At 37.7% G+C, this 26,677-nt stretch carries 23 protein-coding genes; 20 read left to right on the top strand and 3 right to left on the bottom strand.

The window, feature by feature from the left end; genetic code table 11:
• The first annotated feature begins 20 nt into the window (after positions 1-20).
• The 13 genes from AC1RNS_RS11370 (at position 21) to AC1RNS_RS11310 (ending at position 11,019) form a co-directional block, all read left to right on the top strand.
• Entirely contained in the window at positions 21-428 is a 408-nt protein-coding gene (locus tag AC1RNS_RS11370; protein WP_492992702.1) for a F0F1 ATP synthase subunit epsilon, read from the top strand.
• A gap of 105 nt (positions 429-533) precedes the next feature.
• On the top strand, positions 534-773 hold the full coding sequence (locus AC1RNS_RS11365) for a DUF1146 family protein (protein ID WP_283870736.1): 240 nt from the start codon (positions 534-536) through the stop codon (positions 771-773).
• 1,319 nt (positions 774-2,092) lie between these two features.
• Complete coding sequence (gene murA / locus AC1RNS_RS11360; RefSeq protein WP_492992701.1) at positions 2,093-3,406, top strand: UDP-N-acetylglucosamine 1-carboxyvinyltransferase; 1,314 nt, start codon at positions 2,093-2,095, stop codon at positions 3,404-3,406.
• Between the two features lie 215 nt (positions 3,407-3,621).
• Complete coding sequence (spoIID, locus tag AC1RNS_RS11355) at positions 3,622-4,557, top strand: stage II sporulation protein D (RefSeq protein ID WP_492992700.1); 936 nt, start codon at positions 3,622-3,624, stop codon at positions 4,555-4,557.
• 37 nt (positions 4,558-4,594) lie between these two features.
• Positions 4,595-5,260 carry a peptidoglycan DD-metalloendopeptidase family protein gene (locus tag AC1RNS_RS11350; RefSeq protein ID WP_492992699.1) on the top strand — a complete coding sequence of 222 codons (666 nt, stop codon included), beginning with the start codon at positions 4,595-4,597 and terminating at the stop codon, positions 5,258-5,260.
• A gap of 214 nt (positions 5,261-5,474) precedes the next feature.
• Complete coding sequence (locus tag AC1RNS_RS11345) at positions 5,475-5,735, top strand: sporulation transcriptional regulator SpoIIID (RefSeq protein ID WP_010858004.1); 261 nt, start codon at positions 5,475-5,477, stop codon at positions 5,733-5,735.
• A gap of 361 nt (positions 5,736-6,096) precedes the next feature.
• Positions 6,097-7,092, top strand: a complete 996-nt coding sequence (locus AC1RNS_RS11340) for a rod shape-determining protein (RefSeq protein ID WP_492992697.1) — start codon at positions 6,097-6,099, stop codon at positions 7,090-7,092.
• Positions 7,093-7,113: 21 nt separating this feature from the next.
• On the top strand, positions 7,114-7,947 hold the full coding sequence (locus AC1RNS_RS11335; RefSeq protein ID WP_492992695.1) for a flagellar hook-basal body protein: 834 nt from the start codon (positions 7,114-7,116) through the stop codon (positions 7,945-7,947).
• Between the two features lie 24 nt (positions 7,948-7,971).
• Positions 7,972-8,811 carry a flagellar hook-basal body protein gene (locus AC1RNS_RS11330; protein WP_492992694.1) on the top strand — a complete coding sequence of 280 codons (840 nt, stop codon included), beginning with the start codon at positions 7,972-7,974 and terminating at the stop codon, positions 8,809-8,811.
• A 46-nt stretch (positions 8,812-8,857) separates the two neighbouring features.
• Positions 8,858-9,142 (top strand): DNA-directed RNA polymerase subunit beta, encoded by a 285-nt coding sequence (locus tag AC1RNS_RS11325; RefSeq protein ID WP_492992693.1) that lies wholly within the window; start codon positions 8,858-8,860, stop codon positions 9,140-9,142.
• Positions 9,143-9,525: 383 nt separating this feature from the next.
• Positions 9,526-9,969, top strand: a complete 444-nt coding sequence (gene fabZ / locus AC1RNS_RS11320; protein ID WP_427539979.1) for a 3-hydroxyacyl-ACP dehydratase FabZ — start codon at positions 9,526-9,528, stop codon at positions 9,967-9,969.
• 165 nt (positions 9,970-10,134) lie between these two features.
• Positions 10,135-10,518, top strand: a complete 384-nt coding sequence (locus AC1RNS_RS11315) for a hypothetical protein (RefSeq protein ID WP_492992692.1) — start codon at positions 10,135-10,137, stop codon at positions 10,516-10,518.
• A 108-nt stretch (positions 10,519-10,626) separates the two neighbouring features.
• Positions 10,627-11,019 carry a hypothetical protein gene (locus tag AC1RNS_RS11310; protein WP_492992691.1) on the top strand — a complete coding sequence of 131 codons (393 nt, stop codon included), beginning with the start codon at positions 10,627-10,629 and terminating at the stop codon, positions 11,017-11,019.
• Between the two features lie 49 nt (positions 11,020-11,068).
• Here AC1RNS_RS11310 and AC1RNS_RS11305 read toward each other — a convergent pair whose 3' ends face one another.
• Positions 11,069-11,494 (bottom strand): YwpF family protein, encoded by a 426-nt coding sequence (locus AC1RNS_RS11305; RefSeq protein WP_492992689.1) that lies wholly within the window; start codon positions 11,492-11,494, stop codon positions 11,069-11,071.
• Between the two features lie 316 nt (positions 11,495-11,810).
• Here AC1RNS_RS11305 and AC1RNS_RS11300 point away from each other — a divergent pair, with 316 nt between their 5' ends.
• Positions 11,811-12,233, top strand: a complete 423-nt coding sequence (locus AC1RNS_RS11300) for a single-stranded DNA-binding protein (protein WP_492992687.1) — start codon at positions 11,811-11,813, stop codon at positions 12,231-12,233.
• Between the two features lie 275 nt (positions 12,234-12,508).
• Here AC1RNS_RS11300 and AC1RNS_RS11295 read toward each other — a convergent pair whose 3' ends face one another.
• Together AC1RNS_RS11295 and AC1RNS_RS11290 are read right to left on the bottom strand one after the other, a co-directional pair.
• Positions 12,509-15,271, bottom strand: a complete 2,763-nt coding sequence (locus AC1RNS_RS11295; RefSeq protein WP_492992685.1) for a DEAD/DEAH box helicase — start codon at positions 15,269-15,271, stop codon at positions 12,509-12,511.
• Entirely contained in the window at positions 15,268-16,842 is a 1,575-nt protein-coding gene (locus AC1RNS_RS11290) for a hypothetical protein (RefSeq protein WP_492992683.1), read from the bottom strand. The genes AC1RNS_RS11295 and AC1RNS_RS11290 overlap by 4 nt, the downstream gene beginning before the upstream one ends.
• A gap of 211 nt (positions 16,843-17,053) precedes the next feature.
• Here AC1RNS_RS11290 and AC1RNS_RS11285 point away from each other — a divergent pair, with 211 nt between their 5' ends.
• The 6 genes from AC1RNS_RS11285 to AC1RNS_RS11260 all read left to right on the top strand — a co-directional run bounded on the left by AC1RNS_RS11285 (position 17,054) and on the right by AC1RNS_RS11260 (position 26,472).
• A complete protein-coding gene (locus AC1RNS_RS11285) occupies positions 17,054-17,527 on the top strand; it encodes a transcriptional regulator (protein ID WP_492992681.1) in 474 nt (157 codons plus the stop codon).
• A gap of 342 nt (positions 17,528-17,869) precedes the next feature.
• A complete protein-coding gene (locus AC1RNS_RS11280; RefSeq protein ID WP_492992679.1) occupies positions 17,870-18,712 on the top strand; it encodes a flagellin N-terminal helical domain-containing protein in 843 nt (280 codons plus the stop codon).
• 121 nt (positions 18,713-18,833) lie between these two features.
• A complete protein-coding gene (locus AC1RNS_RS11275) occupies positions 18,834-19,790 on the top strand; it encodes a nuclease-related domain-containing protein (protein WP_492992677.1) in 957 nt (318 codons plus the stop codon).
• Between the two features lie 269 nt (positions 19,791-20,059).
• Positions 20,060-21,331: a nucleotide sugar dehydrogenase gene (locus AC1RNS_RS11270; RefSeq protein WP_492992675.1), complete on the top strand. Its 1,272-nt coding sequence runs from the start codon at positions 20,060-20,062 to the stop codon at positions 21,329-21,331.
• Positions 21,328-22,041 carry a WecB/TagA/CpsF family glycosyltransferase gene (locus AC1RNS_RS11265; RefSeq protein WP_492992673.1) on the top strand — a complete coding sequence of 238 codons (714 nt, stop codon included), beginning with the start codon at positions 21,328-21,330 and terminating at the stop codon, positions 22,039-22,041. Before AC1RNS_RS11270 ends, AC1RNS_RS11265 begins: the two co-directional genes overlap by 4 nt.
• A gap of 444 nt (positions 22,042-22,485) precedes the next feature.
• Positions 22,486-26,472: an S-layer homology domain-containing protein gene (locus AC1RNS_RS11260; RefSeq protein WP_492992671.1), complete on the top strand. Its 3,987-nt coding sequence runs from the start codon at positions 22,486-22,488 to the stop codon at positions 26,470-26,472.
• Positions 26,473-26,677 lie beyond the last annotated feature (205 nt).

The raw sequence follows: 26,677 nt of genomic DNA, 5'->3' as shown, positions 1-26,677 counted from the left end.
AGGGACGAGGAGGAAAAAATATGAAGACAGTTCAAGTCAATATTGTCACTCCCGACGGCCCAGTATACGATTCTGAAGTAACAATGGTAATCGCTAAAACAACTTCTGGAGAAATCGGTGTTCTTGCAGGCCATATTCCTATGGTCGCTCCACTAGCAATTGGTGCAGTGAAGCTTAAAAAAGAAAACGGTTCAACTGATATTGTTGCTGTAAGCGGTGGTTTCATTGAAGTTCGTCCAGAAAAGATATCAATTTTAGCGCCTTCTGCTGAAGTTGCTGAAAACATCGATGTTAAACGTGCAAAAGAAGCCGTTAAACGTGCTGAAGGACGTCTTCAAAGTAAACAAGACAACATTGATTTCAAACGTGCTGACCTAGCATTAAAACGTGCGTTGAATCGTATCAACGTTCATGAGGGTAATATCTAATTCAAATTTTAACGGGCAGATTCAACATCTGCCCGTTTTTTAACATTATTCAGTGTTTTTACAGCAAGTAGAATAATGGATCTTAATGAATATGGAGGGATTACGATGGAATTATATGAATCGATAGGGCAAGAAGCTTTGTTGGGTATTTTATCTCATATATTTTTTATCGCTATTACTTTTTATGCGCTACAAGCTTTTATGCTTGAAAAGATCTTTAAGAAAAATAAAGTATTTCAAATTCAGTTGATCTATATATTATTGAGTATTGCGATCGGAACAACTGTTTCAAATTTTTTCCTCCAGGTGTCAAATTGGTCTGGTAAACTCCCTTATCTGTTTTAATTCATCTTATAGCCCCTTATTACTATCCTAAAATGCAGAAAATGAATATACATATTTCACAGGGCTTTATAACAAAATTTATCCGCATAAACGTGCAGCAATTTATCTTTATTCAACAGAATACTCTCACCTCTATAGTGGCGATATAAATGCGTTTTTTTTCCTATTCAGTGGGCGTACAAACGCTCGCTGAAATAGAGGAACTCAAGTTAAGATCTTCATATCCTGTAAAAACGCCTGAATGACCAATATCGTGCTACTGACACTACGTTAGCACTACGCTTTCGCGCAAAAAACATCTGTTGACCTAAAGCCCCTGGTGGATGTCACGGATTTTGAAGAGGAGCTTTTCGAGCGAGTTCGAAAAAAATCCCAACGCAATTACGCTGAGGTGTAATTGATCTGTAACGAAAGCGAAGTATCCGGTATAAGACTCCCACTTCAAGCTTTAAGTGAAGCAAATATAAGTGGGAGATCAATTAAAAAACCTGAGTGAAGTTTCGCTTTATGAGGTCCTTTGAAATATGTAAAAAAGATGGATTATTCCATTCAATAAATTTTGTTTTTTATTTTCATTCAGCAAATGTTTTTTGTATCGAAAGCATAGCGACAGCAGCAGATACAGAAGACTCCCACCTCTACAAATGGTAAGATGAATGCGGTTTTGGTTCCTTTTTAGTGGGTGTCCAAACACCTACTGAAATAGATGAACTCTGTCTAAGAATGCCACGTCCTGTGGCAATGACTGAGTTACCAACATCTTGCTACTGACGCTACGTTAGCACTACGCTTTCGCGCAAAAAACAACTGTTGGCCCAAAGCCTCCGGCGGATGTCACGGATTTTCAAAGGAATGAATAAAGGATGTTAGCCTAAAACCTTCGCATCCTGCGAAAACGGCTAACTGACCTGCATCGGTAAAAACGCCACGTCCTGTGGCATTACCGAAATGACCGACATCGTGTCGGCCCTCGTGCAGGCCTGGGCACAATTCAAAATTCGGACGCATTGTTTATCTGTATCGAAAGCATAGCGACAGCTACAATTACGCCAAGGCGAAATTGATTCACAAATCTTTGGGTATGTATTAGAAAATAACGCTTTCGTTCTATGTTATTGGTCATTCACAAAATAAAATTTCATGCGTACAATAAATAAATAGCAAAATATTATTAAATGGCTTAAAATAGTGATTTGGATGCTTGAACGAGCGTTGAAAAAGTTGTACTATAGAGTTGTTTGTTTACTGATTATGACATTATACTTCTTTTTTAAATAAAATTTCGATAGCTTAATAGATTAAATTCGGAGGGACATAGGGTGGAAAAAATAATAGTGACTGGTGGCCAAAAGCTACAAGGAAAAGTACGTGTAGAGGGCGCAAAAAATGCAGTGTTACCAATCCTAGCGGCGGCTTTACTTGCTTCTGAGGGAGAAAATGTAATTAAAGAAGTCCCTAACTTAGCAGATGTCTTTACAATAAATGAAGTACTTAAAAGTTTAAATGCAGCAGTTACATATATACCAGAAGACAATGCAGTATATATAGATGCAACAAAAGAACTTTCTAGTGAAGCTCAATTTGAATATGTAAGCAAAATGCGTGCATCCATTTTAGTAATGGGTTCATTACTTGCTCGCAATGGCTATGCTCGAGTTGCTTTACCAGGAGGCTGTGCAATTGGCTCTCGCCCAATCGAGTTACATTTAAAGGGCTTTGAAGCAATGGGAGCAAAAATCTCATTTGGTCACGGATATGTAGAGGCAAAAGTAAATGGCCGTTTAAAAGGAGCAAATGTGTATTTGGACTTCCCTAGTGTAGGTGCAACAGAGAATATTATGACAGCTGCATCATTGGCACAGGGGACAACTGTAATTGAAAATGCAGCGAAAGAGCCTGAAATTGTAGATCTTGCAAACTTTATTAATAGTATGGGTGGTCGAGTTATTGGCGCAGGTACGAATACTATTCGTATTGAAGGTGTAGAAACATTATATGGAACAGAGCACCATATTATTCCTGATCGTATTGAGGCTGGCACATTTATGGTTGCTGCAGCCATCACTAAAGGAGATGTGACGATTGAAAACGCAGTTCCTGAGCATATGACAGCATTAATTGCTAAAATGCGTGAAATGGGCGTTGAAATCATCGAATTAGATGAAGGCATTCGTGTACGAGTTCCCGATAAATTAAAGGCTGTAGATATTAAAACAATGCCACATCCAGGATTCCCTACAGACATGCAATCACAAATGATGGCTTTAATGCTAACAGCTGAAGGTACTAGTATTATTACAGAAACAGTCTTTGAAAATCGTTTTATGCATGTTGAGGAATTCCGTCGCATGAATGCTGGTGCTAAAATAGAAGGACGCTCAGTCTTCATAGAAGGACCTGTAAATCTTCAAGGCGCTGAGGTAATGGCAACGGATTTACGTGCTGCGGCTGCACTTATTTTAGCAGGTCTTGTTTCTGAAGGTGTAACACGTGTGACTAAACTTTATCACTTAGACCGTGGATATGTAGAATTCCATGAAAAATTAGCAGCACTTGGTGCCAATATCGAACGCGTGCCTGTTGAAGAAATTGTTATAAACGAGAAATCTACTGTGGAATTACCAACAAACTAAATAGTTGAATGATACCCTTTGCTTAAAAGCAGAGGGTTCTTTTTATTGAAGCCAACAAAAAGTGATCTGTCCCATTTGGAATATAAACTAGCTGACTTTGAACAAAAATAGTAACTTGTAATAACCTTCTTAGATGAGTTATTCGATACTAGACGATCTATATATTGTTTCGCTAAGGTTCACATATTTAGAAGAGTTTTAGCATATTATTCCTTATGAAAAAATGGATAATGAGTGTAGGTATCATTTGTTTGATAGGGACATTATATGTGCTTCCTGTTGCATTTAGTGAGAGACGTTCAACTGAGGAGTCAGTCCAAACAACGGACAATGCGTGTGAAATATTTATAGAAGTGGAGGGGCAACAGAAGAAAATCCCTTTAGAAACATATGTTATGGGTGTAGTAGCTGCTGAAATGCCTGTTTCATTTAAAAAAGAGGCTTTAAAAGCGCAGGCTATTGCAGCAAGAACATATGCATTGAAATCGACAAATTATGGTAGAGAAGCAATTGCTCCCACAGTTGCTAGACAAGTTTTTTATAATAAAGAGCAAAGAAAAGCGAATTGGACTAGCAATTTCCCAGGAAATGAAAAGAAAATTGTCGAGGCTATTAATGAAACAAAAGGACAAGTTCTTCTTTTCGATAATCAATTAATTACAGCTATGTTTCATTCTACCAGCAACGGCAAAACAGAAAGTGCCTATAGTTATAGTGGCAATGATCTTCCATATTTGCAAAGTGTAGCTAGTATGTCTGATCAATCTTCACCAAAATTCTCGGCGGTCAAGGAATGGACATTAGCTGAGTGGAATACAATTTGGCCTGATAAATGGCAGGTAAGTGATTTCTCACGCATTCAGTATTTTTTTAATGATACAGGACGTGTGGAACGTTTACAGCTAGGTAAAAATGTATGGTCAGGACGAGAGGTTCGAACACTTTTGCAAATACCATCTACTGATTTTAAAATTTCCTATGATACTAATACTGGAAAAATACAAGTGAGTACAAAAGGATATGGTCATGGTGTTGGAATGAGTCAGTATGGAGCTGAGGCAATGGCAAGTGAAGGGAAAACTGCTGACGAAATTTTACACTATTATTATCAGGATATTGAGATAAAAAAGATAGATGCATGTTTAAAATAACTTCTAGTTGTTCACACTGCAACTAGAGGTGATGAAAATGAGAGAGGATAAAAATAGTAAAACTTCTCAAAAACAAAATGAAAAAGGTCAATTACAGAAGAAACCTTGGTTTTGGCCAGCGGTTTATGCTGGTGGTGCATTAATGCTAGCAGGTATGCTATTTGGTTACAATAGTCTTGTATCAAAGGTAGAAGAGGCTCCGTTACCAGATTTGGCAGAAGTAGATCCAGGTCCTGTAGTTGAAACAAATGCTCGTACAGAAACAATGAAGTATCCATTCAAAGAAGCAAATCTTAGTAAAGTACAAGTTTTACAAGAATTTTATGAAGTAGAGGCTAATGCAGAGGCACGTGAAAATGCACTAATGGTATTTAATCAAACATTTACAACTTCATCTGGTATTTCTCTTGCTATGAATGGTGAAGAATTTGAAGTGTTAGCTGCTATGAGTGGTAAAGTACTAGAAGTAAAACTAGATGCATTTACAGGCAATAAAATTGTGATTGAGCATCCAGATGGTAAGCAAACACATTATAGCTCAGTAAAAGATATTGCCGTAAAAGAAGGCGATGAAGTAACACAAGGTCAGGCATTAGGAAAAGCGACTGACAATGAGTGGAATCAAGCAGCAGGCGTTCACTTGCATTTCGAAGTACTTGAAGACGGAAAATATGTGAATCCGAAAAAATTACTAGCCTTTTAAAATAGGGAAAATCGACCGCTACAATGACAGTAAAAGATATTGATGGTATATGGAATCTTACTATCCGTTGTTGCGGAATAAATCATCAGCAATTGATCGAGAAAGTGTAAAACGTGTTCTGAATAGCTTTGTCCTTACATAAGGTGAAGAAATGCGCATACGTGCATCTGATGCCAAAGCCATTTTGTGAAATTGTGTGGAAAGGACGAAGAACGTGCACGAGCACATTCGGAAGCGCTGCATACGCCTCGGTGAATTATTGATTGAGACGCGTGAGACTGTGCGTGTCCTCGCGAAAATGACAGGTTATTCAAAAAGTACGGTGCACAAAGACTTAACAGAGCGATTGCCAACAATTCATGAAGGATTAGCAGAGCAGGTGAAGGAAATTCTCGCCTACCATAAGGCCGTACGTCATATTCGCGGAGGAGAGGCAACGAAAAACAAGTGGAAAGAAAGAGCGAGTCAAGAATGATTCGTTCTTTTTTTGTTGTTAAAGACAAACTTAACAAAAGATTATTTTAAACGTATTATTGTTTTCTATTATTGTTCATATAATTAAAAGAAAACAGCCACATTCACTAAATTTAGGTGAAATTACCAATAGTGTATGATAAAATATTCTAGATAAAGAGATAAAGTGAAGCTTCAATCAGTGTGGATTGTCCTCATCCCACACTGATTATTAGTTGAACTAACCGGAATATTACGGCAGTTGATTTCCCGATTATATTATTTACTTGGCTTACGTCTTGAAGTGGGAGTCTACTGCCTGTTTATGCGGGATAAAAATGAACGTTATGTAGTGGGAACTGGCGGGAAGGAGAAATTATAAAATGTTTTCGAAAGATATTGGCATTGACTTAGGAACTGCGAATGTATTAATCCACGTTAAAGGTAAAGGAATTGTCTTAAATGAGCCATCTGTAGTGGCAATTGATAAAAAAACAAATAAAGTATTAGCAGTAGGGGAAGAAGCTCGCCAAATGGTAGGGCGCACGCCAGGTAATATTACAGCAATTCGACCATTACGCGATGGTGTTATTGCAGACTTTGATGTTACTGAAGCGATGCTAAGACATTTTATCAATAAATTAAATTTAAAGGGATTCTTAACTAAACCACGTATTTTAATTTGTTGTCCAACAAACATTACTAGTGTGGAGCAAAAGGCAATTCGTGAAGCGGCAGAGAAATCTGGTGGTAAAAAAGTATATTTAGAGGAAGAACCAAAAGTTGCTGCTATTGGTGCAGGTATGGATATTTTCCAACCTAGTGGCAATATGGTAGTAGACATTGGCGGTGGAACAACAGATATTGCAGTTCTTTCAATGGGAGATATCGTAACAAGTGAATCCATTAAAGTCGCAGGAGACGTTTTTGATAATGATATATTACAATATATTAAAAAAGAATATAAATTACTAATTGGAGAACGTACCGCTGAGGCAATAAAAATGACAATTGGTACAGTATTTAAGGGCGGTAGAAATGATACTATGGATATTCGCGGCCGTGATATGGTGACAGGTCTGCCACGTACAATAATGATTCAATCTGAGGAAATTGAACGCGCTTTACATGAATCAGTAGCAATGATTGTCCAATCTGCAAAAAATGTTCTAGAAAAAACGCCACCAGAGCTTTCAGCTGATATAATTGATCGTGGAGTGATCATTACTGGCGGTGGTGCATTACTACATGGCATGGACCAGCTATTAATTGAAGAGTTAAAGGTACCTGTGTTCATTGCAGAAAGACCGATGGATTGTGTAGCAATTGGTACAGGCATTATGCTTGAAAATATTGATCGAGTGCCTGCATCCTTATAAAAATAGAATGAGGTGATTCCTTTGTTTAAAGGGTTCTATACAGTTGCAACTGGTATGATTGCACAACAAAGACGAACAGAATTATTAACTAATAATTTATCAAATGCGAATACACCAGGATTTAAAGCGGATCAATCAACAATTCGTTCATTTCCAGATATGTTAATGTCAAGTGTTGGAAATACAAATGCAACTGCCAAGCAGCAAATGGGCTCTCAATATATGAGTCAAGTGGGAGCACTAAATACAGGGATTTATATGCAAGAAACATTGCCAAACTACATACAGGGTCAAATCTATAATACAGATTTCTCAACAGATATGGCCTTGATTGATGGATACTTACCGCAAAATGAAGAGGGCATCACTGGATCTATATTCTTCCGTTTAGCACATCCAGATGGTGGCGAGGCATATACACGAAATGGGAATTTTACATTAGATGGTCAAGGTAATTTAGTCAATGCACAAGGACTGTATGTTTTATCAGATAATGGTCAACGCATTCAGCTTCCAAATGATGATTTTCGTCTAGATGAGACTGGTGCGATTTACGTCAATGATCAGCAAGTAGCACGTGTTGGCGTATCATTTGCGGCTAATCCGAACATGCTACGTAAACAAGATAATGGTTTAATTCGAACAGAGAATGGTGAGAACTTACCAACGGCTTATGGTGCTAACGGTGTTGATTTTACACTGCGTCAAAATTACCTTGAGCGCTCAAACGTAGATTCTGGTCGCACGATGACAGATTTAATGACAGCTTATCGCGCATTTGAAGCCAATCAAAAGGTGCTACAGGCTTATGATCGAAGCATGGAAAAGGCTGTTAATGAAATCGGAAAAGTATAATAAGCGAACTGGAGGCGTTAGATAATGCTACGTACAATGATTACTGCAACAAATACAATGGGACAATTACAAAACCAATTAGATACCATTAGTAATAACATTGCTAATAGCAATACACATGGCTATAAGACAAAAGAGGCTTCTTTCAACGAACTTCTTTATCAGCAATTTAATAATGACAAGCAAGATCGTGCAGAGCGTCTATCTCCGGTAGGTATTCGATATGGTTCAGGTGCAATGCTTGGACAAATTCAATCAAATGAAAAGCAAGGTTCACTACAAACAACTAATCGCGATTTAGATATGGCCTTCAATAAAGCAAAACAATATTTCAATATTTTAATGCCAGATGGTGAAAATGGCACAAAAACAGTGTATACTCGTCAAGGTGACTTTTATTTATCACCATTAAATAATGGAACAGTAATGGTTGTGAATGCAGATGGATATCCATTAGCTGATGCAACAGGACAAGCTATTACATTACCGGATAATGTAAAAAGCTTTGCTGTACGTAATGGAGGCGTATTAGAGGCTTCCTATCCAAATGGAGATATTATCCGTACAGATTTAGCCGTGACAGAATTTCAAAAGCCACAACTAATGGAGCACATTTCAGGCCAATATGTTGGGTTGCCAAATAATCTAGCTCAGCTAGGATATACACAGGCTGAGGTTGTTGCAGAATTACAAGGTGCAAATCGCCAGCAGATTGGCATGCAGAGTGGCACGCTAGAAATGTCGAATGTAAATCTTTCAAAGGAAATGACGGATTTAATTCAAACACAGCGCTCTTATCAATTCAACGCACGAGCGGTAACTTTAGCAGACCAAATGCTTGGGCTTATTAATGGAATTCGCTAGTAGATCCATGATTACTGTTTAGTAGGAATGAAGAGGAGTACAATCTATGACAAACGATTCACGTCGACGTTCTGTGCCGACACAAGAAACCGATACGCCACCAGAAGAGAAGGAACGCCGCTCAAATGGAGAGCAACGAGAGGTTCGATGGGTGCAAATACGGCTGATTCCGATTTGGCTACGCGTTGTACTTGTTCTCGTATTAGTCGTTGTTGCCGCAGTTTTAGGTGCAATGTTTGGCTACAGTGTTATTGGACAAGGGAACGCTATGGATGTATTTAAAACAGAAACATGGCAGCATATATTTGATATTATGAATGGTAAAGAATAATTTTATTCTTTACCATCCTTTATGTTTACATAATTTATCTTCATTCAGCAAATGTTTTTTGTATCGAAAGCATAGCGGCAGATACAGAAGACTCTCACCTCTACAGGTGGTGAGATGAATGCGGTTTTGGATCTTTTTCAGTGGGTGTCCAAACACCTTCTGAAATAGAGGAACTCAGGCGAAGATCTTCACATCCTGTGAAAACGCCTGAGTGACCAACATCGTGTTGGCCTAAAGCTTCTGGCGGATGTCACGGATTTTCAAAGGAATGAATTGTGTGGGCACAATTCAAAATCCGGACGCATTGTTTATCTGTGCGAAAGCGAAGCGACAGCAACAATTACGTCAAGGCGAAATTGATTTAAAATTGAGGGGGAATAGAAATGTTATCAGCAGAGCAAATTCAAGCAATTTTACCACATCGTTATCCTTTCTTATTCGTTGATCGTATCGTTGAATTAGATGAGGGAAAACGTGCTGTAGGTTTAAAAAATGTATCCATCAATGAGGATTTTTTCAATGGACACTTCCCAGGCTATCCTGTAATGCCTGGTGTTTTAATTGTTGAGGCGCTAGCACAGGTTGGTGGTGTGGCGTTATTAAATGCGGATGAATTCAAAGGTCGTTTAGCCTTCTTAACAGGTGTTGATAATTGCCGTTTCAAACGACAGGTTGTACCAGGGGATCAGCTCAGACTGGAAGTAGAGTTTGTTAAACTAAGAGGTGCAATGGGCAAAGGTCACGGTGTAGCAACAGTTGATGGAGAACTGGTTTGTGAAGCAGATATTCTATTTGCTATCGGGCCTGAGCAGCCAAAACAGGCTTAATTTGCATTTATAGGCTAAAAGTTATAAAATAATTATGTCGAATCATGTCCTTGCTGTTAAATATTTAACAGTTTATTTATGTTCTAAAATGCGATGGCGTATAGCGATTGTAAATTGAAATACATGTGATTTTAGGTTTTTTTAAAACGTAGGAGGATTAAATAGATGTATAAGGAACTGTCTTCAGGTGTTAAAATTAGCATTACGCGTTCGATTTCAACATCTTTTGAATCATACTTAGCAAGTATTGGTTGGGATGAAAAGCGTTTCTCTATGGAAGACTTCATTGCTAGCTGGCAGACTTATTTTCAAGACAATGCCGCATGGATTGAAAAAATTCCAGCAAATGTTTTGCTGAGCACTGAATTTCATGAAGAGATGGCACAAAAAATCGATGAAGTAATTGCGAAAATTTTAAATGAAGAGCCAACTGCTAAGCAAATCGAAACAATCGAGACATTGCAAAAAGAGCTAGGTACAAAATATACGTATGACTGTAAAGCAGAAGCAGCTTACATTGAACATTTGTTAAAAGAAAAACAAAAATAGTTTGTACGAAAATCGGATAGTTCCCTCCTTTCCCGGGCACTCTATGTAGGATCACAAATGCACCAGTTGTATTTGCTGACATAGCACCCAAGAAAGGAGGTTTTTAATATGTGGAAGATGTCATTTATCACTATTCTATTTGCTACGCTATTCCTTGGGGGATGTAACTGGGGAAACAGGGCTGTTGAAGATAGACCTGTGGAGAATGCTGGAAACGATGTTCGCCGAGGCGTTGACAAAGTAGAAGATACTTTAGATCCAGATCGAAGAAACGATGTTTACGATCGTAACGTGAATGGTGTTGAGCGTGGTACTGTTAATGAAAACCGTACAATACCTGAAGCTACAACACCTGGAACAAACGCTGATTTAAATGGTACAAATGGCTATGACAACGTACCAAATGCAAATGGCGTTGAACGAAATGACAATGTTATTAAAGAAAATGTTGTGGAAGAAAAAGTAGACGTTCATGAACGTAACAACATGAATACGCGATAATAATAAAAGAGTGTATCCAGAAATGGAACACTCTTTTTTTACGTTATTTTTAATCATTTTTAAGTTTTGGACGTTTTTTCATATCATGGGAGAAACGATCCAGTAAATTATCTAAAGAAACGCCTTCTGCCAGAAGCTCAGCAAGTAATTGCTCTGCATATTTTGAACGCTTTGTTTTAAGTGTACCTTTTAAGAGCACTGAAATATGATCTCCGATTTCTTGAACAGTATGTACGGCAACTTGGAAAGGGGCAGGTTCATTATCTGGAAATGAAATAACAGCACGCGCGTTAAAGACTGCAGCTTTTTCTAATAGATATTCAAAGGTTGAACGATATTGTCCATCCATAAACAGTTCAAGAATCCATGATTGATGGCTGTTTTCCTGATTGATAATAATGCCATCGACTAAAGGGAATGATTGTATGCCATCTTTTGTGACAAGGTCAAAAGAAAGCATTTTAAACGTTTTCATTATGTATTATCCTCCTAAGTCGGTCATCTTTATTAGTATAACACATTCGATTGGACCGTGTGATGAAGAGACCCTTGCTTTGTTCCTAGCCAATTTTGAAAAAGAAAAAACTGTGAAATTTCATATTTCATGAAATAGCATTTGCTATTACAGCCAAAAGCATTCAGCCTATGAATTGATTTAATTTTTGCCTAGTAAAAATGCCAATATAACTAATTTATGATTAAAAAAGAAGGGGAATGATAAAATTCGAGTTTTGCCAATTTAGTATTCGGCCTTGTAAGATGAGAGCATCAAAAGCAAAGGAGGTGAATTAATGAATCAAGTCGGACTGGTTGGAAGATTAACAAAAGATCCTGTGTTACGACACCTATCTGAGAATCGCGTGCAAACACATTTTTCTTTAGCCATTAATCGCAATTACAAAAATAATCGTGGGGAAGTAGATGCTGACTTTATTCTTTGTACAGTATGGGGAAGACTTGCAGAGCATATTGTCAAATATTGCGGGAAAGGCTCATTAATCGGGGCAAATGGCCGTATCCAATCAAGGTCATTTGTAAATGAACAAAGTACGAAGATTTTTATTACAGAGGTAGTCGTTGAAGATGTCCGATTTTATCAGCTTAAGCCAAGAGATAGTGACGAAGCTATTGTGCCTACAAAGCTGTCTGAAGAGCAAGAAGGCTTGAAGGATTTTGTGTTACCAGAGGCAGAGGTAGTTTTACCAGTAGTATAGCAGCATGCCAAGTGTTACATACGGAGCAAGTGACAAAGTTGTCTGATCCGCCATTCTCCTATATTTGCTTGCACCGTAATGCATGAAGAAAGGAATGATGTAAACCTATTATTGTAGTTCATTGCTGAAGACCGCACAGCAATGATGATTTTCAACACAACTTAATAAGAATATGAAGTAAGCAGGAAAAAGAAGTAACAAATAAAATTGTCCACTGATATTCTCAAAACTAAAAGAGCGCCAAGAACATTTTTGCTCTTGGCGCACTCAAACAATTAAAAATCAAGTGTCATTAATGCTCGAAGCTCATCATCTTCAAGCTCAGTTAACCACTGACTTGATTGAATTAATTCTTCTGATAATGCAGATTTCTGCGCCAGCATTTTATCAATTTTTTCTTCAATTGTTCCGATTGTCACAAACTTATGCACCTGCACAAATTGCGTTTGTCCAATTCGATATGCACGATCCGTTGCTTGATTTTCCACAGCTGGGTTCCACCAGCGATCTGCATGTAAAACATGATTTGCAGCAGTTAAATTCAGCCCTGTTCCACCTGCTTTTAAGGAGAGGATAAATATAGGGAAATCTCCTGCCTGAAAAGCCTCAACTAAGCGATCTCTTTGTTGCTTAGGCATTGCACCAGTTAAAAAAGGTGCATCAACGTTATAAAGCTCGCTAAAGCAATGCTGAAGTAGTTGACCCATTCCAATATATTGTGTGAAAATGAGGCACTGCTCCCCATTGTCCACGATTTCTGCTGCCATTTGCACAATACGTTCTAATTTCGTCGAGCGTGTTAGCATTGTTTCGGCATCCTCGAAAGTCTCTTTTAAATACAAGGCAGGATGATTACATAATTGCTTTAATTTACTGAGCATTTTTAAAACGCGCCCTTTTTTCTGAAAGCCAGTTAATTGCTCAAGCTGATCGAGCGTCTCTAAAATATATCCTTCATATAGAGATGCTTGCTCAGTTGTTAATGGGCAATAAGCATGGGATTCTTGTTTATCTGGTAAGTTAAGCTGTAAATTCGGATCTCGTTTTGTTCGACGCAATAAGAAAGGCTGTATTTTTGCACGTAGCTTTTGTTTATGAGACTCTGATTCATCTCTTTCTATAGGTAGTATAAATTCTTCATTAAATCGACCAAAGCTACCTAGATATCCCTTATGAATAAAGTCAAATATTGCCCAAAGCTCAGATAAACGGTTTTCAACTGGCGTTCCTGTTAGTGCAATATGATGAGCACCATGTAATTTACGGATTGATTTTGACTGTAATGTCTGCATATTTTTAATATTTTGCGCCTCATCAAGTACAACAGTTGCCCAATCCATCTCTTGTAAAAAATCGGCATCCTGGGAAACTGTGCCATACGTTGATAAAATCACATGTGGTTTATCTCTTTCCACTAGCTGTTTGAATACATCCTCCTTTGCTCGATTGGCCTGATAATGTGTATGCACAATTAACGAAGGTGCGAAGCGGGCAATCTCCTTTTGCCAGTTGCCAAGTACTGACGTAGGGCAAATGATAATGGAGGGCTTTGTAAACTCTGCTGTTTCATAGAGATGAAGCAAATAGGAAATAAGCTGAACCGTTTTACCAAGACCCATATCATCAGCTAAGCATGCACCAAAACCCTGCTCACGCATAAAGGCAAGCCATTCAAATCCCTCTTGTTGATAGGGACGTAATTCAGCCTGTAATGTTAAAGGAACTGGTACTGTTGGAAGACCTTTTTTCTCTTGAAGCTGCTCCATATAGGACTTAAGGGATTGCTGTAATTCGAATGCAAAAATTGGATCATCTCGCATTTCATCCTCAGCTTCCTCTTCTTCAAGGGAGGAAGAAAAGTTTTCTGGTAGCTCACGGAATAGCAACTCACGAACTGTCCAGCTCTCATCCTCAGCTTGCTGCATTAAAGCCCTCATTTCTTGCATCCAGTTTGCATCCACTCGAAACCATTCGGTACCAATGCGGATGAATTCACGTTTTTCATCTACAAGCTTTTTAAACTGTTCTGGTGAAATGGACTGTCCGTTCATAGAAAATTGCCATTTAAATGTTAATATATCATCCAGTCCAGCTACCTTTTTTGCTGCTACATTACCAGTGCTCACACGAACACGGATTTTGGACTGCTTTAAATCCTTAAGCCAAGCTGGTAGTACAACCTCAAAGCCCAAAGCCTGCAACCTAGCTAGATCCTCACGTAAAAAAGTTCGTACCTGTAAATCTTCTAACATCACACGGATAAAAATATCACTACGTAATTCTTCCAATGAAAGAAGATCAGCAATTTGAGCTTGCTGTTGTTCAATGTCATCCGCGAACATCTGCCATTTTACAGGTAGGGCTTCAACTATTGGCTGCGTCTGCTTACGAATGGCAGGTGTCCAATAGTTTTTAGTTGTAGCCGTACTAAGGACTGTTTCTAGAAGCCAAACATCTGAATCCTCCTGAGGTTCACTTAAGCGTAAGGAGACCGTAACCGCACCAGCCTGACGATTCTGTTCTAATGGCCAGCCACCACGTAGGAAAAAGGGTATCAGCTTTGGCAAATCAGCTAATACAAGACCAGCTTGTAACAGCTTTTGCTGAACAGCTATTTCTAATAATGCTGTATCTATTCCATCAATAGGGAATGTCAGTGAGGAAAAGTCATCTGCTATATCGGCGTATGTCCAAAGTTTTGGTTCTTGCCAATATGCTTGTAAAGTAGATATTTTTTCTAGCCAAATTTTACTTTCAGTATTTTTTCCACGCCACTCTATAAATGGATGCTGATAACGTGGTGAAACAAGATCAAGAAGCTCTGATGTGGAAACTTCAACGGTAAAATCTGTTCTATTACTTAACAGCCCATAGATATTTTCTTCATAGTTAAAGAATACTGAAGAAATAAGTGCATCTGCTTCCAGCGGTGCGCCATCAGCTGTGAAGCCTTGTAATGTAAAATATCTTTCCTGAGCGACTTCAATCTGGAGTAGCAGTTTTTTTGAAAATGGGGAAGGAGCATTGATAGTCATCATCCTAAGTTTCCTTTCTCAATTTCTTCCTGTAATGCACGAAGTCGTTTAAATTCACTACGAATTGTTTGCATATAGGTTTCAAAATAAGCCACTTTGCCAGCTCGTTTTGCAGCACTGCGCATGCTTTTCCAAATTCGAACTGCCTGCTTATAGTTCATGCGTGATTTTTGCGTAATTTCAGCCATGGCATATAAATGGTATAGGGGCATTACCGTCGCCGGAGCCACTTGTAGAACGTCCTTTAATCCACACATTTCTAAATAAGAAAGTGATGAAGGATTTAATTGGTGAAGGGCTGCCCAATCCTGATAACGTCCTTTTTTAATCAGAAAAAATGAAAATGGCTGAAGCCCATAAACACCAAAGGCACTATACAGAAGGGCTTTCTCTTCCTCTGTGAGTTGTATATCTTCATACAAAACCTGGAATTGCCGTACATATTGCGCTCGCTGAACAACTGGCACAATTTGCTGTAGAAACGCCTCAGTAAACGGTAGAATTGCGCGCAAAATAATCGTTAGTGCAGGTAATTCACCAGCTCTTTTTGCAAACGTAGCAAGTTCAACTATTTCTGCCATTTGATGCAACTGAATATGTGAAATACCCTCTTGCAATAAATCTTCTTTTTGTAACAGTACATAAAATAGCATTTTTAATGATTGTAAAGAGACCTCTGGGGAAGGGTCATCGAGTTTGTTTAAGAATGCTAATTCCTGTTCACGTCTTGGCTTCTCATAAAATAATACTGCCCAAAGAAGCATATATATTTGTAATCGATTAGCAAATAATCCTTGACGCTCCAATAAAATCTCTCTCACTAAATCCTGAAGTGCATCATAAAATGGATCAGTGGCAAAAAGTCGTGATCGCCCAGTTAGCTCTGTCAGTATACTTTCTAATGATTGAACACTTTGATCAATAAAGTATTTCATATATGGAGAATCGATTGAATGTCCTGGTGTTTCATTGACATGACGCCAAATTGTATTAAAGATGGATAGCTCCATAAAAAGTTTATAAAGCGGCTGCCATTCTCGTTCAAAAGGCATATGTCGTTGAAGTCGCTCTAATACATCTGTTCGTATAGCAGAGATGCCGTAGCCCTCTAAAATATGACCTGACGGTAATAGGCGCCGCATCACCTCATGGACCATTCGCTGCCAGCTTTCCGGACTGCGTTCATCTGCTAAAGTTTTGAGCTGAACTGTTTTCTGTGAGCGCCAAGCACCTGACCAATTTTGCACAGAGTCAAAGTACTGATAAAGTGCGAGCAATGCGCCTACCTGATGGCGACACCATTTTAACTGAGGACAGTTACAGTTTAAATGCTCATTAGCAAAATCAATTTCTACTGAGGCAGGTCTGACATCCTGTACGCTTGCATATAATATAGAACTCGCTCCATTAAATCGTTCAAATATCACTGATTTGTTTCGCACTGAAAAAACAGCACGACGCACTAGCTCTTCGTCTTCAGTAGAGGAAGGGTGTAACGCCTGTTCAGCTTCCTTCAATTTGGTAAGGACAAATTCTTGATGCTCCTTAGCTATTTGGGAAATAGACAATGCCATAACCTCACTCCTTTCAAATATATAGCTAGTGGCTTATGCATTTTTAGCATCTAAGTATGGAAGAAAAAAGACTGTCCTTCCATTATACGATTAAAATCCATACATGATAAGCTGAATGATTAGAAAGAAAAAAATCATGGTCAAGATAGTTAACAAGCTAATTGATTTATGTTAAAATCTGAATAATCAGATAAATAGGGAGGGATGAAGGATGATGCAAGTTCAATATATGAAGCCATTTTATACAAAAATCACGGGAGATAAATTACGTCTCGTGTTTGCTTATCAATATTTCTCTATTTTAAAAGAGAATGAGATTTTCCATTTCATTCCCATAGAAGGTAAAGAGATGATTATCAACTTGAATACACAGCAAATTGAAAATTTATCTGAGGTCTTTGTTTTCCAAAAGGGGAATCGCTTTATTCGATTACCATTATATCAATTATTACTAATCACAAATGTTCATGAGCATCTGGCACCAATTCTTGAAAGCGCTACACCAAAGCCACAGCTACCACTTGTTTCTTCTGTAACTGTTGGTGAAATAGATCAGCTTATTGCAGAATTGGAGCAAAAAAATCTAGATTATTTAATAGATCAGGCATTACTAGATTACAATAAAACACTCTTTTTTGAACTTCTACACCAAAAGAGCAATCAACCTGGGGGTTTCGAAAATTGAATACACAGTATTTCAATTAAGCACCTACTTTTCGTATACGAGAAGCGGGTGCTTTTATAAATTGTTTATCTCGATTCGGTGACCATACTAACGCCCGTTGAATCAAGATAAAGTACCGACGAATGTCACAAACTTTGAAGAGGAACTTTTTAAAAGAACTCAAAAAATCCGGACGCAATTACACTGGGGCCTAATTGATTACAACTAGGTCTAAAGTTAAGACGTAAAGTATGATTTAGAAATTTTTACTATATAAAACCTGTTAAATTAGAATACATTACCAAAAAGACTTAAAAGAATTTTAGGTATTCCGATATAAAGACTAATAAAGGTGGTGAAATTATGCTTGGAAAGTGGTCAGCAACAGGTATGTCAATTTTGAATAACATGAATAGACATTACGATACAATGAGTAGGGCCATGTTGCGAATTTCCTCAGGTTACAGAATCAATAGTGCAGCTGATGATCCAGCAGGACTTGCTATTTCTGAAAAAATGCGATCCCAAATTCGCGGACTGAATATGGCTGCAAAGAATATTCAGGACGGAATTTCACTTGTGCAAACAGCTGAGGGAGCACTGAATGAGACACATGATATGATTCAACGCATGCGTGAATTGGCAATTGAGGCAGCCAATGATACATTGACAGATGATGACAGGCAAAAGCTTGAGCTAGAGTTCAAAGAGTTAAAAAAGGAAATTCAACGCATCTCAACTGATACGGAATTTAATACAAAGACATTACTAAATGGGGATCATGCTACGAAGGGCATTAAAATTCAGGCAGGGGCAAATTCAGGTCAAAACATAGAGCTGTTCATTAATGGTATGGGTTCCGAGGCACTAGGCTTGAAGGATGCTTCTATAGCGACCCAAGAAGATGCTGATAAAGCCATTTCTACAATGGATGATGCTTTAAAACGAGTGTCAAACGAGCGTTCTCGACTAGGTGCCTATCAAAACCGTCTAGAGCATGCCTATAATGTAAACGTGAACACTGCTGAAAATTTACAAGCAGCAGAGTCTCGCATTCGTGATGCAGATATCGCAAAAGAAATGATGAACATGGTCAAAGCACAGATCTTAATGCAGGCAAGTCAATATGTACTGGCAATGCATATGCAACAGGCACAATCCATTTTAAAATTGCTAGAAAGTGGAACAATGAGGAATCCCCGATAGTAATGGTGATTCCTTTTTAATTTACGGAATCACTGAAAGAAAAGTGAAAATCGCTGATAGAGCTTAGCAATCACTGAAAAGATAAAAAACCACTGATAAATATAGAAAAGGAGAGTATTCATTGATCATAAAACCCTTCGCACCATCCCCATTGACAAAAGGACTTCAAGCACTTGTGACTCGATTACAACCTACTCATCCACAATATCAAAAACTTCAACAGGAACTTAAAAATAAAGAAGCCGGTGATTTTGGAGATCACTATATCATGAAACAGTTACAGCAAATAATTCTGTTAAATGATTTCCATAATTTCCACAATGTTATGCTTCCCTCTGTTTTTCCCATGCAAATTGATATTTTAATCATCGTCCCCAACGCTATCATAATACTAGAAATCAAAAACATTCGAGGAACAGTCCATTTTAAAAATAATCCTCGTCAGCTCATTCGTACTTCTGAAACAGGAGAAGTGCAAGTCTTTACACATCCTGAAATACAGCTTGAACAGTATATCCAAGGATTGAAGCATTTTTTAGGTGAGCATCATATTACGGTACCTGTATATGGGGCTGTTGTTTTCCCTTTTAATAATGTAAATATTATTAGAGAGTATGAGGGGCTGCCTATAATAATGGCAAAAGAGCTACCGTTATTTCTGCATAAACATATAGGAAAAAGCAAAGAGACAATAATGACAGAAATCAAACATATTATTTTGTCACAATTACAGCATAGAACGCCGTTTCCGCTTTGCTGTTATTATCAGATTGACATTGCGGCATTGCAGCGTGGCGTTTATTGTGAAAGCTGTGGTCAGTTTGGTATGTTGAAGTTACGTATGACTTGGTATTGTCAGCATTGCCAGTATACATGTACAAACGCACATATACAGGCACTACTGGATTATTACATGCTTATCGGAGAAACGATTTCGAACAGGGAATGTCGAGAATTCTTAAAAATTGAAAGTCAGTATGTAACAAAACGCCTTTTACAAAAATTGTGTTTACCTAGTACTGGATCAGATCGATATAGGCAGTACAATTTATCCAGTTTATATTTGAATCGCCGCTAATAGCTTGAGTTACGCCGCTTACTTTGTGTGAAACGCCACTAAAACCTTTGCTTGCGCCACTTAACTTGCGAAAATCGCCACTAAAACCCAAAATTCCGCCACTAGCTACAAAACTTTTACTAATCAGACACAGAAAGCATCTTCAATATAACAAATTAATTCACACAATCCTTAGAAAGATGTATACTATAATGCAGAACAAAAATGCTTTTATGCATTTACAAACATATATAACTACTCGTTTTTGATAACGGAAGGAAGAATAGAGAATGACGAAATCAATTTGTGTCGTTGGACTTGGCTATATCGGTTTACCAACGGCTGTAATGTTTGCCAATCACGGCATAAAAGTACATGGGGTGGATGTAAACCCAGCAGCAGTAAAAAGTATTCAAGAGAAAAAACTTCACATAGAAGAAAATGGCTTGCAGGAGCGTCTGAACAAAGCAGTCGATGAAGGATTCCTTACAGCGTCAACGACACCACAGGAAGCTGATGTGTTTATCGTTGCTGTTCCATCGCCAATCAATCCTGATAATACAGCTAATTTAGAATATGTACGTCAAGCTACAGCTTCAATCGTGCCATACTTACAAAAAGGCAACCTAGTAATTCTTGAATCAACAGTGCCACCGAAAACAGTAGAGCATGTGATGTTACCTGAGCTAATCAAGGCAAATCTTGAATTTGGTGTAGATTTATTTGTAGCACACTCTCCAGAACGTGTAATCCCAGGTCGTATTTTTGAGGAATTAGTGAACAACGACCGTATCGTTGGTGGGATTGATGAACAATCTGCACTTATGACAAAAGAGCTTTATCAAACATTTGTTAATGGAACAATTCACCTGACAGATGCAACAACAGCTGAACTTGTGAAAGTAATGGAAAACACATATCGTGATGTTAATATTGCTTTTGCTAATGAACTTGCAAAATTAGCAGAAAAACTGGACGTTAATATTTGGGAAGCGATTAAATTCGCAAACTACCATCCACGTGTAAATGTTCACTTCCCAGGTCCAGGTGTAGGTGGTCACTGTATCGCTGTTGATCCTTGGTTCCTAGTGGAGCTTGGTGGCGAGCAGGCGCAAATTATTCATCTCTCACGTAATACAAATGATAGTATGCCAAGCTTCACAGCACAAAAAACACAGGTCATCTTAAATCAAAACAAAATTGCTGGTGGCAAAGTGGCAGTATTTGGACTAGCCTTCAAAGGAAATGTCGATGATATGCGCGAAAGTCCATCAACAATTGTTATTGAAGAATTACAAAACCTTGGATTAGAGGTCATTTCATACGACCCACATATTAAAGAGAACAAACATGCTACCCAAACACAAAGCTTAGAAGAAGCAACAAAAGATGCAGATATTATTGTGGTTCTAACAGATCATAACGAATTCAAGGCATTAAATGCTGCGGAAATCACAGCGCAATCAAAAATCGTCTTCGATACAAAAAATTGCTTAAACCGTGAAAAATGGGAGGATGCAGGCTTCCAATTCCACCTATTAGGAGATGCGAAAAACCGATGAAGGAAACAGTACTTGGCATAAACGTCAATACGGAAGGCTACGATGAATTAATGGACTTGGCATTTGAGCGCATTGAAAAAAAGCAAAAGGCGCTTGTCGTTGCCATCAACCCAGAAAAAATCATTAAAGCAAAAGAGGACCCTGCTCTCAAAAAACTTCTTAACGAAGCGGAATTTCAAATTCCAGATGGCATAGGTGTTATACTTGCCTCAAAGATTCAAAAAGGGCAAATACGTGAACGTGTTACAGGCGTTGATATGATGATGAAGCTTTGTGAGGAAGCATCGAAACGAGGTAAGCCTATTTTCCTTTATGGCGGAAAGCCTGGAGTGGCAGATGCAGCTAAAGCAAAGCTAGAATCATTATTTCCTTCTATTAAAATAGTTGGCACACAGGACGGCTATGAAAAAAATGAACAGAAGGTACTTGACCGCATTAACGAAGCACAGCCAGATTTACTTTTTGTTGCAATGGGCAGTCCAAAGCAGGAAAATTGGATAAATGCAAATCGCGATCAATTGCATCCAACTATTTATCAAGGTGTGGGAGGATCATTTGATGTACTCGCAGGTACGGTGAAGCGAGCACCAGAAATTTTCCAAAAATTTGGCCTTGAATGGTTTTACAGATTATTGAAGGAACCCAAGCGTATCAAGCGTCAAATCGCTCTTCCATTATTTTTATTGGAAGTTGCAAGAAAGAAACGTTAGTAATTTTTAAAAATTGGTATTGTCGTTTTATAATGAAAGTGTTAGACTGTATGTGTATAGGAATTTCCTCTATGAAATAAATAGAATTCCCTGCAAGGAAACAACGGTTGGTAGCCCAAGCGAAAAAAGCTCAAGCATATAAATGCTTGAGCTTTTTTCGTGTTTTAATTTGTGTAACACTAGCATATTTGAACATTTATTGATAGCGTACTAGAATTTTGTTGGAAAAGTTACGTAATATCACTTGAAAAAAAAGCTCAAATAGATAACAATGGTAAAAGAGAGTTGTATGTCCTTATTTTTCCGGAAACGAATTAGAAACTTTCCCAAAATATGATTGACAACTTTTAGGGATACTACTATACTTTTATGTGTAGTTGTTTATTTACTGCATTTCTATGTAGTAGAGACATAATTTTTGAACTTAGAGGAGGAAATTTTTCTATGGCTAACCAACCAAAGAAATACAAAAAATTCGTAGCTACAGCTGCGACAGCTACATTAGTAGCTTCTGCTATCGTACCAGTGGCTTCTGCTGCAGGATTCACAGATGTAGAAAACAATACTCATAAAGATGCAATCAATGCTCTTTCTGATGCTGGTATCATCAATGGATACGCTGACGGTACATTCAAACCAAACCAAACAATTAACCGTGGTCAAGTGGTTAAATTATTAGGTCGTTGGTTAGAAACTGAAGGCTTTGAAGTTCCATCTGATTGGGAAACATCTCAACGCTTCAAAGATCTTCCATTAACAGCTGAAAAAGAATTAGTTAAATATGCTGCACTTGCTAAAGATGCAGGCGTATTCGCTGGTTCAAACGGCAACTTAAACTACACTCAATCTATGCAACGTCAACAAATGGCGGTTGTATTAGTACGTGCTATCAACGAAATCTATGACTTAGATTTAGTAGCTGAGTACAAAGAAGCTGGATTCAAGAGCGAAATCTCTGACCTAGGTGCTGCTTTCTCTGCTGAACAACGTGAAGCTATCACTGCTTTAGAATATGCTGAGCTTACAAATGCTGCTAACCTACCTGGTAAAGCATTCAAACCAGCTGATTCAATCACTCGTGGTCAATTCGCTTCATTCCTATACCGTACAATCAACCTTGAAATCGATGAAGTTGTAGATGCTACTGTAAAAGCTATCAACAACACAACTGTTGAAGTAACATTCGATGAAGAAGTTGGAAACATCAAAGATCTTGACTTCAAAATTGAAGGTTTAGAAGTTAAAAATGCTGCTGTAAAACAATCTAACAAAAAAGTTGTTGTTTTAACTACAGCTGCTCAAGAAGTAGGTAAAGAATACACTGTAACTTTAAACGGTGAAGAAATCGGTAAATTCAAAGGTGTAGAAGCTGTAATTCCAACTGCTATCGACATCGTTGACAAATCTCAACAAGAGGTTGTAGGTAACCAAGTAACTGTTAAAGCTAAAGTAACTGTTGCTGAAGGTCAATCTAAAGAAGGTATTCCTGTAACATTCAACATCATCAATAACTATGGTGATAACAGCACAGGTACACTAAACCAACCAATCATTGCTGAAGCAACAACAAATGCTGATGGTGTAGCAACTTATACTTACACTCGTTATGCACAAACTAGCCAACAAATCGCTTCTTCTGATGAAGTACAAGCTTACTCAACTGGTAAAGCTTCAGTACGTTCATTTGCAAAAGTATACTGGGCATCTATTAAACCATTAACAATTACTGAATTAACTACAGGTAACTCAGTAAATAATGGTGCTAAAAAGCAATATAAAATTAAAGCTGCTCTATACCATACAGAAGGTTATACTGCTGCATTCACAGAAAATGGTCAAGTATACCCAGCTGGTAACTACGTAAATATTGCTTTCAAAGAAAATATTGATGTAGCACCTGATAAAGCTGTAAAAACTGTAGATGTAATTGACGCTAATGGTAAAAACTTAGGTTACCCAGGTCAATTCACAACATCTTTAGGTGATCAATCTCAAGGTATTAAAGTTGTTAAAGTTCAATTAGATAGAAACGGTGAAGCTATTGTTACATTAACAGGTAGCAACGCTGAAGTAACACCAATTGCGTTTGTAGATAACAAAGAAAATCCACAAAATGCAACAGGTAACCGTGGTCGTTTCAACCCAACTGAATTATTTACAGAAGCACCAAAATTAACATTCGGTAAAATCCAAAACTTACAATTAACTTTAGATTCTATCGGAACTGAATACTCTGCAGCATACATTGGAAGCTTAAATACAAGTGGTTCAACGTATACTTATACAAATGCAGCAGGAGATGTGCTAATCCGTGATGCAGCAGGAAACCTTACTACGATTGCAGCAAATGCAACTCTTCCAACAGGCGCAGTTGTTATTAGCCAAAGTAATCCATTACGTACTGGTGAAGTAGTACCAGCTGGTTTCACACTTAAAACTGTAAACTTTACTGCTGGAGTTCCAGGTTTCGATACACACTTCTCATCTACAAAATCAGTTCACACTTACTACAACATTGCTAATGGTAAATCAGCTTCTACACAATTAGCTGACGCATTAGTAAACACTGGTGGTCGTGATTATAAAGCTGTATTAAAAGATGAAAAAGGAACACTTGCTCCAACTGGTACACAAGTACGTGTGTCTGTTGAAATCGGTTCAGCTTTAAGAACAAACGGTGGAGCTGTATATCTAGTTGATAAAAACTCCAACTCAATTCATAAATTATCTGCTGATGCATCAGTAGTTGATCAAAAAGTCGTTGTAAATTTAGCAACTGATTCAAAAGGTGAAGTAGCATTCACTTTAATCGGTGCAAAAGATGCTTATGCAACACCAACAGTATTCTCTGAAACAGGCGATAAAGCTGGTTTAGACAAAAATGACCTACAACAAAAGGGTGGCGTAGCATACTTCGGTGATGCAGTAGTTAAATCTGCTACATTAACTGTTGATGGTAAAGACGCTCAAACTGTAAGTGTTGGTGACTTAGCTGCATTCACTTACCAAACAGTAGATCAAAATAACAAAGCATACCACACTTATAACCAAGCTTTACGTGTAACATTCCAATTCACATCTACATTTGCTGGTGCTGAAGTTTATGGAGCAGATGCAGTAGATGCTGATGGTAAATTAAAAGTTGGTGCAACACCAATTGGTTATGTAAACATGGGTAGCTCTAATACTGGTTCATTAACTGTGGATGCAGTAAATGGTAAAGCTACAGTATATGTAAAAGCAACACGTGGTACAACTGTAACAGCTTTAGCTTCTGCTAACATTCCATCATTACCACAGAACTTAACAGCTTCAGCTGTATTTAACTTAACAAACAATGAAGGTATTCAACCAGGTGTACCTGTAACTGGTAAGGTTATTGCAACTGACTTAGTAAACAATCGTTTATTATTATTATTAAATGATGGTGTAACTGTTCGTGATGTTGACTACAGCGGAACAAATACTAAGTTCTATGAAGGTGGATCTTTAGTTGATACTTCTGAAACAACTTTTGAAAATAACCCAACTGTAAAATTATTAGGTAAAGAAGTAACATTCACACTTGCTAAAGATTCAACACCAACAACTGTGAAAAATTCTGGTGTAACATCTGCTATTCAATTTAAAGATGGTGCGAAAATCCATTTAACAAACCCTAACGCTACTTATGATTTTGCTAGTGCATATACAAATGCTACTCCTTCAGTGCCAACTCAAGGTTTAGTAGGAAGTTCAACTAATAAAGTTGACATTTATATAAATGCAGATAACGTTACAGTTAAAAATGCAGATGTATTTGGTACTTTAACTGTTGGTGGTCAAGGTTCATCTACTGATTACCAAAATCAAAAAACTGTACGTAAATTTACAGCAGATAACGTTAAATTAAATGGTAACGCATATGTTCACACAGATGCTAAAGAAACATTTAACCTTATTAATGGATCAGTATTTGATCGTGTATTCTTAGAAAAAGCTGAAAGAGTAAATGTTGTTGCTTCTACTATTAAAGAATTAATTCTTAAAGCAAATGGTGCAGAAGTTACTGGTAACGGTACTGGTACTATTAACTTTATTACAACTGTTGGTTCTGTTATTGCACCTTCAATTGGAAATAATGTTTTAACTGCTCAACCAGTTATTACAACTGAAACATTATCATCAGTAGTTACAACTTCAGGTGATACAATTACTTTAACTTTTGTAACTGGTTCTAACTTATCAAATACTGATATCTCAGTTACTGATGGTACTACTGCAGCAAGTTCAATAACTGCAACTGGTGATGTTGCAACTGTAACATTTGCGGCTCCTGTTGCTGGTAAAACTTTATATGTAGCAGTTACAAAAAATGGTGTTACTAAAGAATACTCAGTAGTTGTTAATCCAACTATTGGTGGTCAAGGCACTATTACTCGTAAATACTAATTTTCAAATATCAATTTTGGATATAGTATCATAATTAAAAAGACTCTATAGGGAAATTTCTCTATAGGGTCTTTTTGTGTGAAATATTAATGTATAGGTTGTGAGAAATTATTAAAGTTTATTGGCATGTTACTACAAATATCCTTGTGTTGCTTTTTCGGTTCTATAATATTTTTTGGGGTACTTACACAATTCTACGCATAAA

The organism is Lysinibacillus sp. GW821-FHT14F06 (assembly GCF_058803665.1).
This window is presented reverse-complemented; position numbering and strand designations above follow the sequence as displayed.

Excerpts from the sequence above, each read along its gene's own strand:
- AC1RNS_RS11325 (WP_492992693.1), top strand. The coding sequence starts at position 8,858 with ATGACAAACGATTCACGTCGACGTTCTGTGCCGACACAAGAAACCGAT.
- AC1RNS_RS11305 (WP_492992689.1), bottom strand. The coding sequence starts at position 11,494 with ATGAAAACGTTTAAAATGCTTTCTTTTGACCTTGTCACAAAAGATGGC.
- AC1RNS_RS11340 (WP_492992697.1), top strand. The coding sequence starts at position 6,097 with ATGTTTTCGAAAGATATTGGCATTGACTTAGGAACTGCGAATGTATTA.
- AC1RNS_RS11365 (WP_283870736.1), top strand. The coding sequence starts at position 534 with ATGGAATTATATGAATCGATAGGGCAAGAAGCTTTGTTGGGTATTTTA.
- AC1RNS_RS11265 (WP_492992673.1), top strand. The coding sequence starts at position 21,328 with ATGAAGGAAACAGTACTTGGCATAAACGTCAATACGGAAGGCTACGAT.
- AC1RNS_RS11310 (WP_492992691.1), top strand. The coding sequence starts at position 10,627 with ATGTGGAAGATGTCATTTATCACTATTCTATTTGCTACGCTATTCCTT.
- AC1RNS_RS11300 (WP_492992687.1), top strand. The coding sequence starts at position 11,811 with ATGAATCAAGTCGGACTGGTTGGAAGATTAACAAAAGATCCTGTGTTA.
- AC1RNS_RS11295 (WP_492992685.1), bottom strand. The coding sequence starts at position 15,271 with ATGATGACTATCAATGCTCCTTCCCCATTTTCAAAAAAACTGCTACTC.
- spoIID (WP_492992700.1), top strand. The coding sequence starts at position 3,622 with ATGAAAAAATGGATAATGAGTGTAGGTATCATTTGTTTGATAGGGACA.
- AC1RNS_RS11260 (WP_492992671.1), top strand. The coding sequence starts at position 22,486 with ATGGCTAACCAACCAAAGAAATACAAAAAATTCGTAGCTACAGCTGCG.
- AC1RNS_RS11290 (WP_492992683.1), bottom strand. The coding sequence starts at position 16,842 with ATGGCATTGTCTATTTCCCAAATAGCTAAGGAGCATCAAGAATTTGTC.
- AC1RNS_RS11330 (WP_492992694.1), top strand. The coding sequence starts at position 7,972 with ATGCTACGTACAATGATTACTGCAACAAATACAATGGGACAATTACAA.
- AC1RNS_RS11280 (WP_492992679.1), top strand. The coding sequence starts at position 17,870 with ATGCTTGGAAAGTGGTCAGCAACAGGTATGTCAATTTTGAATAACATG.
- fabZ (WP_427539979.1), top strand. The coding sequence starts at position 9,526 with ATGTTATCAGCAGAGCAAATTCAAGCAATTTTACCACATCGTTATCCT.
- AC1RNS_RS11350 (WP_492992699.1), top strand. The coding sequence starts at position 4,595 with ATGAGAGAGGATAAAAATAGTAAAACTTCTCAAAAACAAAATGAAAAA.
- AC1RNS_RS11285 (WP_492992681.1), top strand. The coding sequence starts at position 17,054 with ATGATGCAAGTTCAATATATGAAGCCATTTTATACAAAAATCACGGGA.
- AC1RNS_RS11315 (WP_492992692.1), top strand. The coding sequence starts at position 10,135 with ATGTATAAGGAACTGTCTTCAGGTGTTAAAATTAGCATTACGCGTTCG.
- AC1RNS_RS11370 (WP_492992702.1), top strand. The coding sequence starts at position 21 with ATGAAGACAGTTCAAGTCAATATTGTCACTCCCGACGGCCCAGTATAC.
- AC1RNS_RS11270 (WP_492992675.1), top strand. The coding sequence starts at position 20,060 with ATGACGAAATCAATTTGTGTCGTTGGACTTGGCTATATCGGTTTACCA.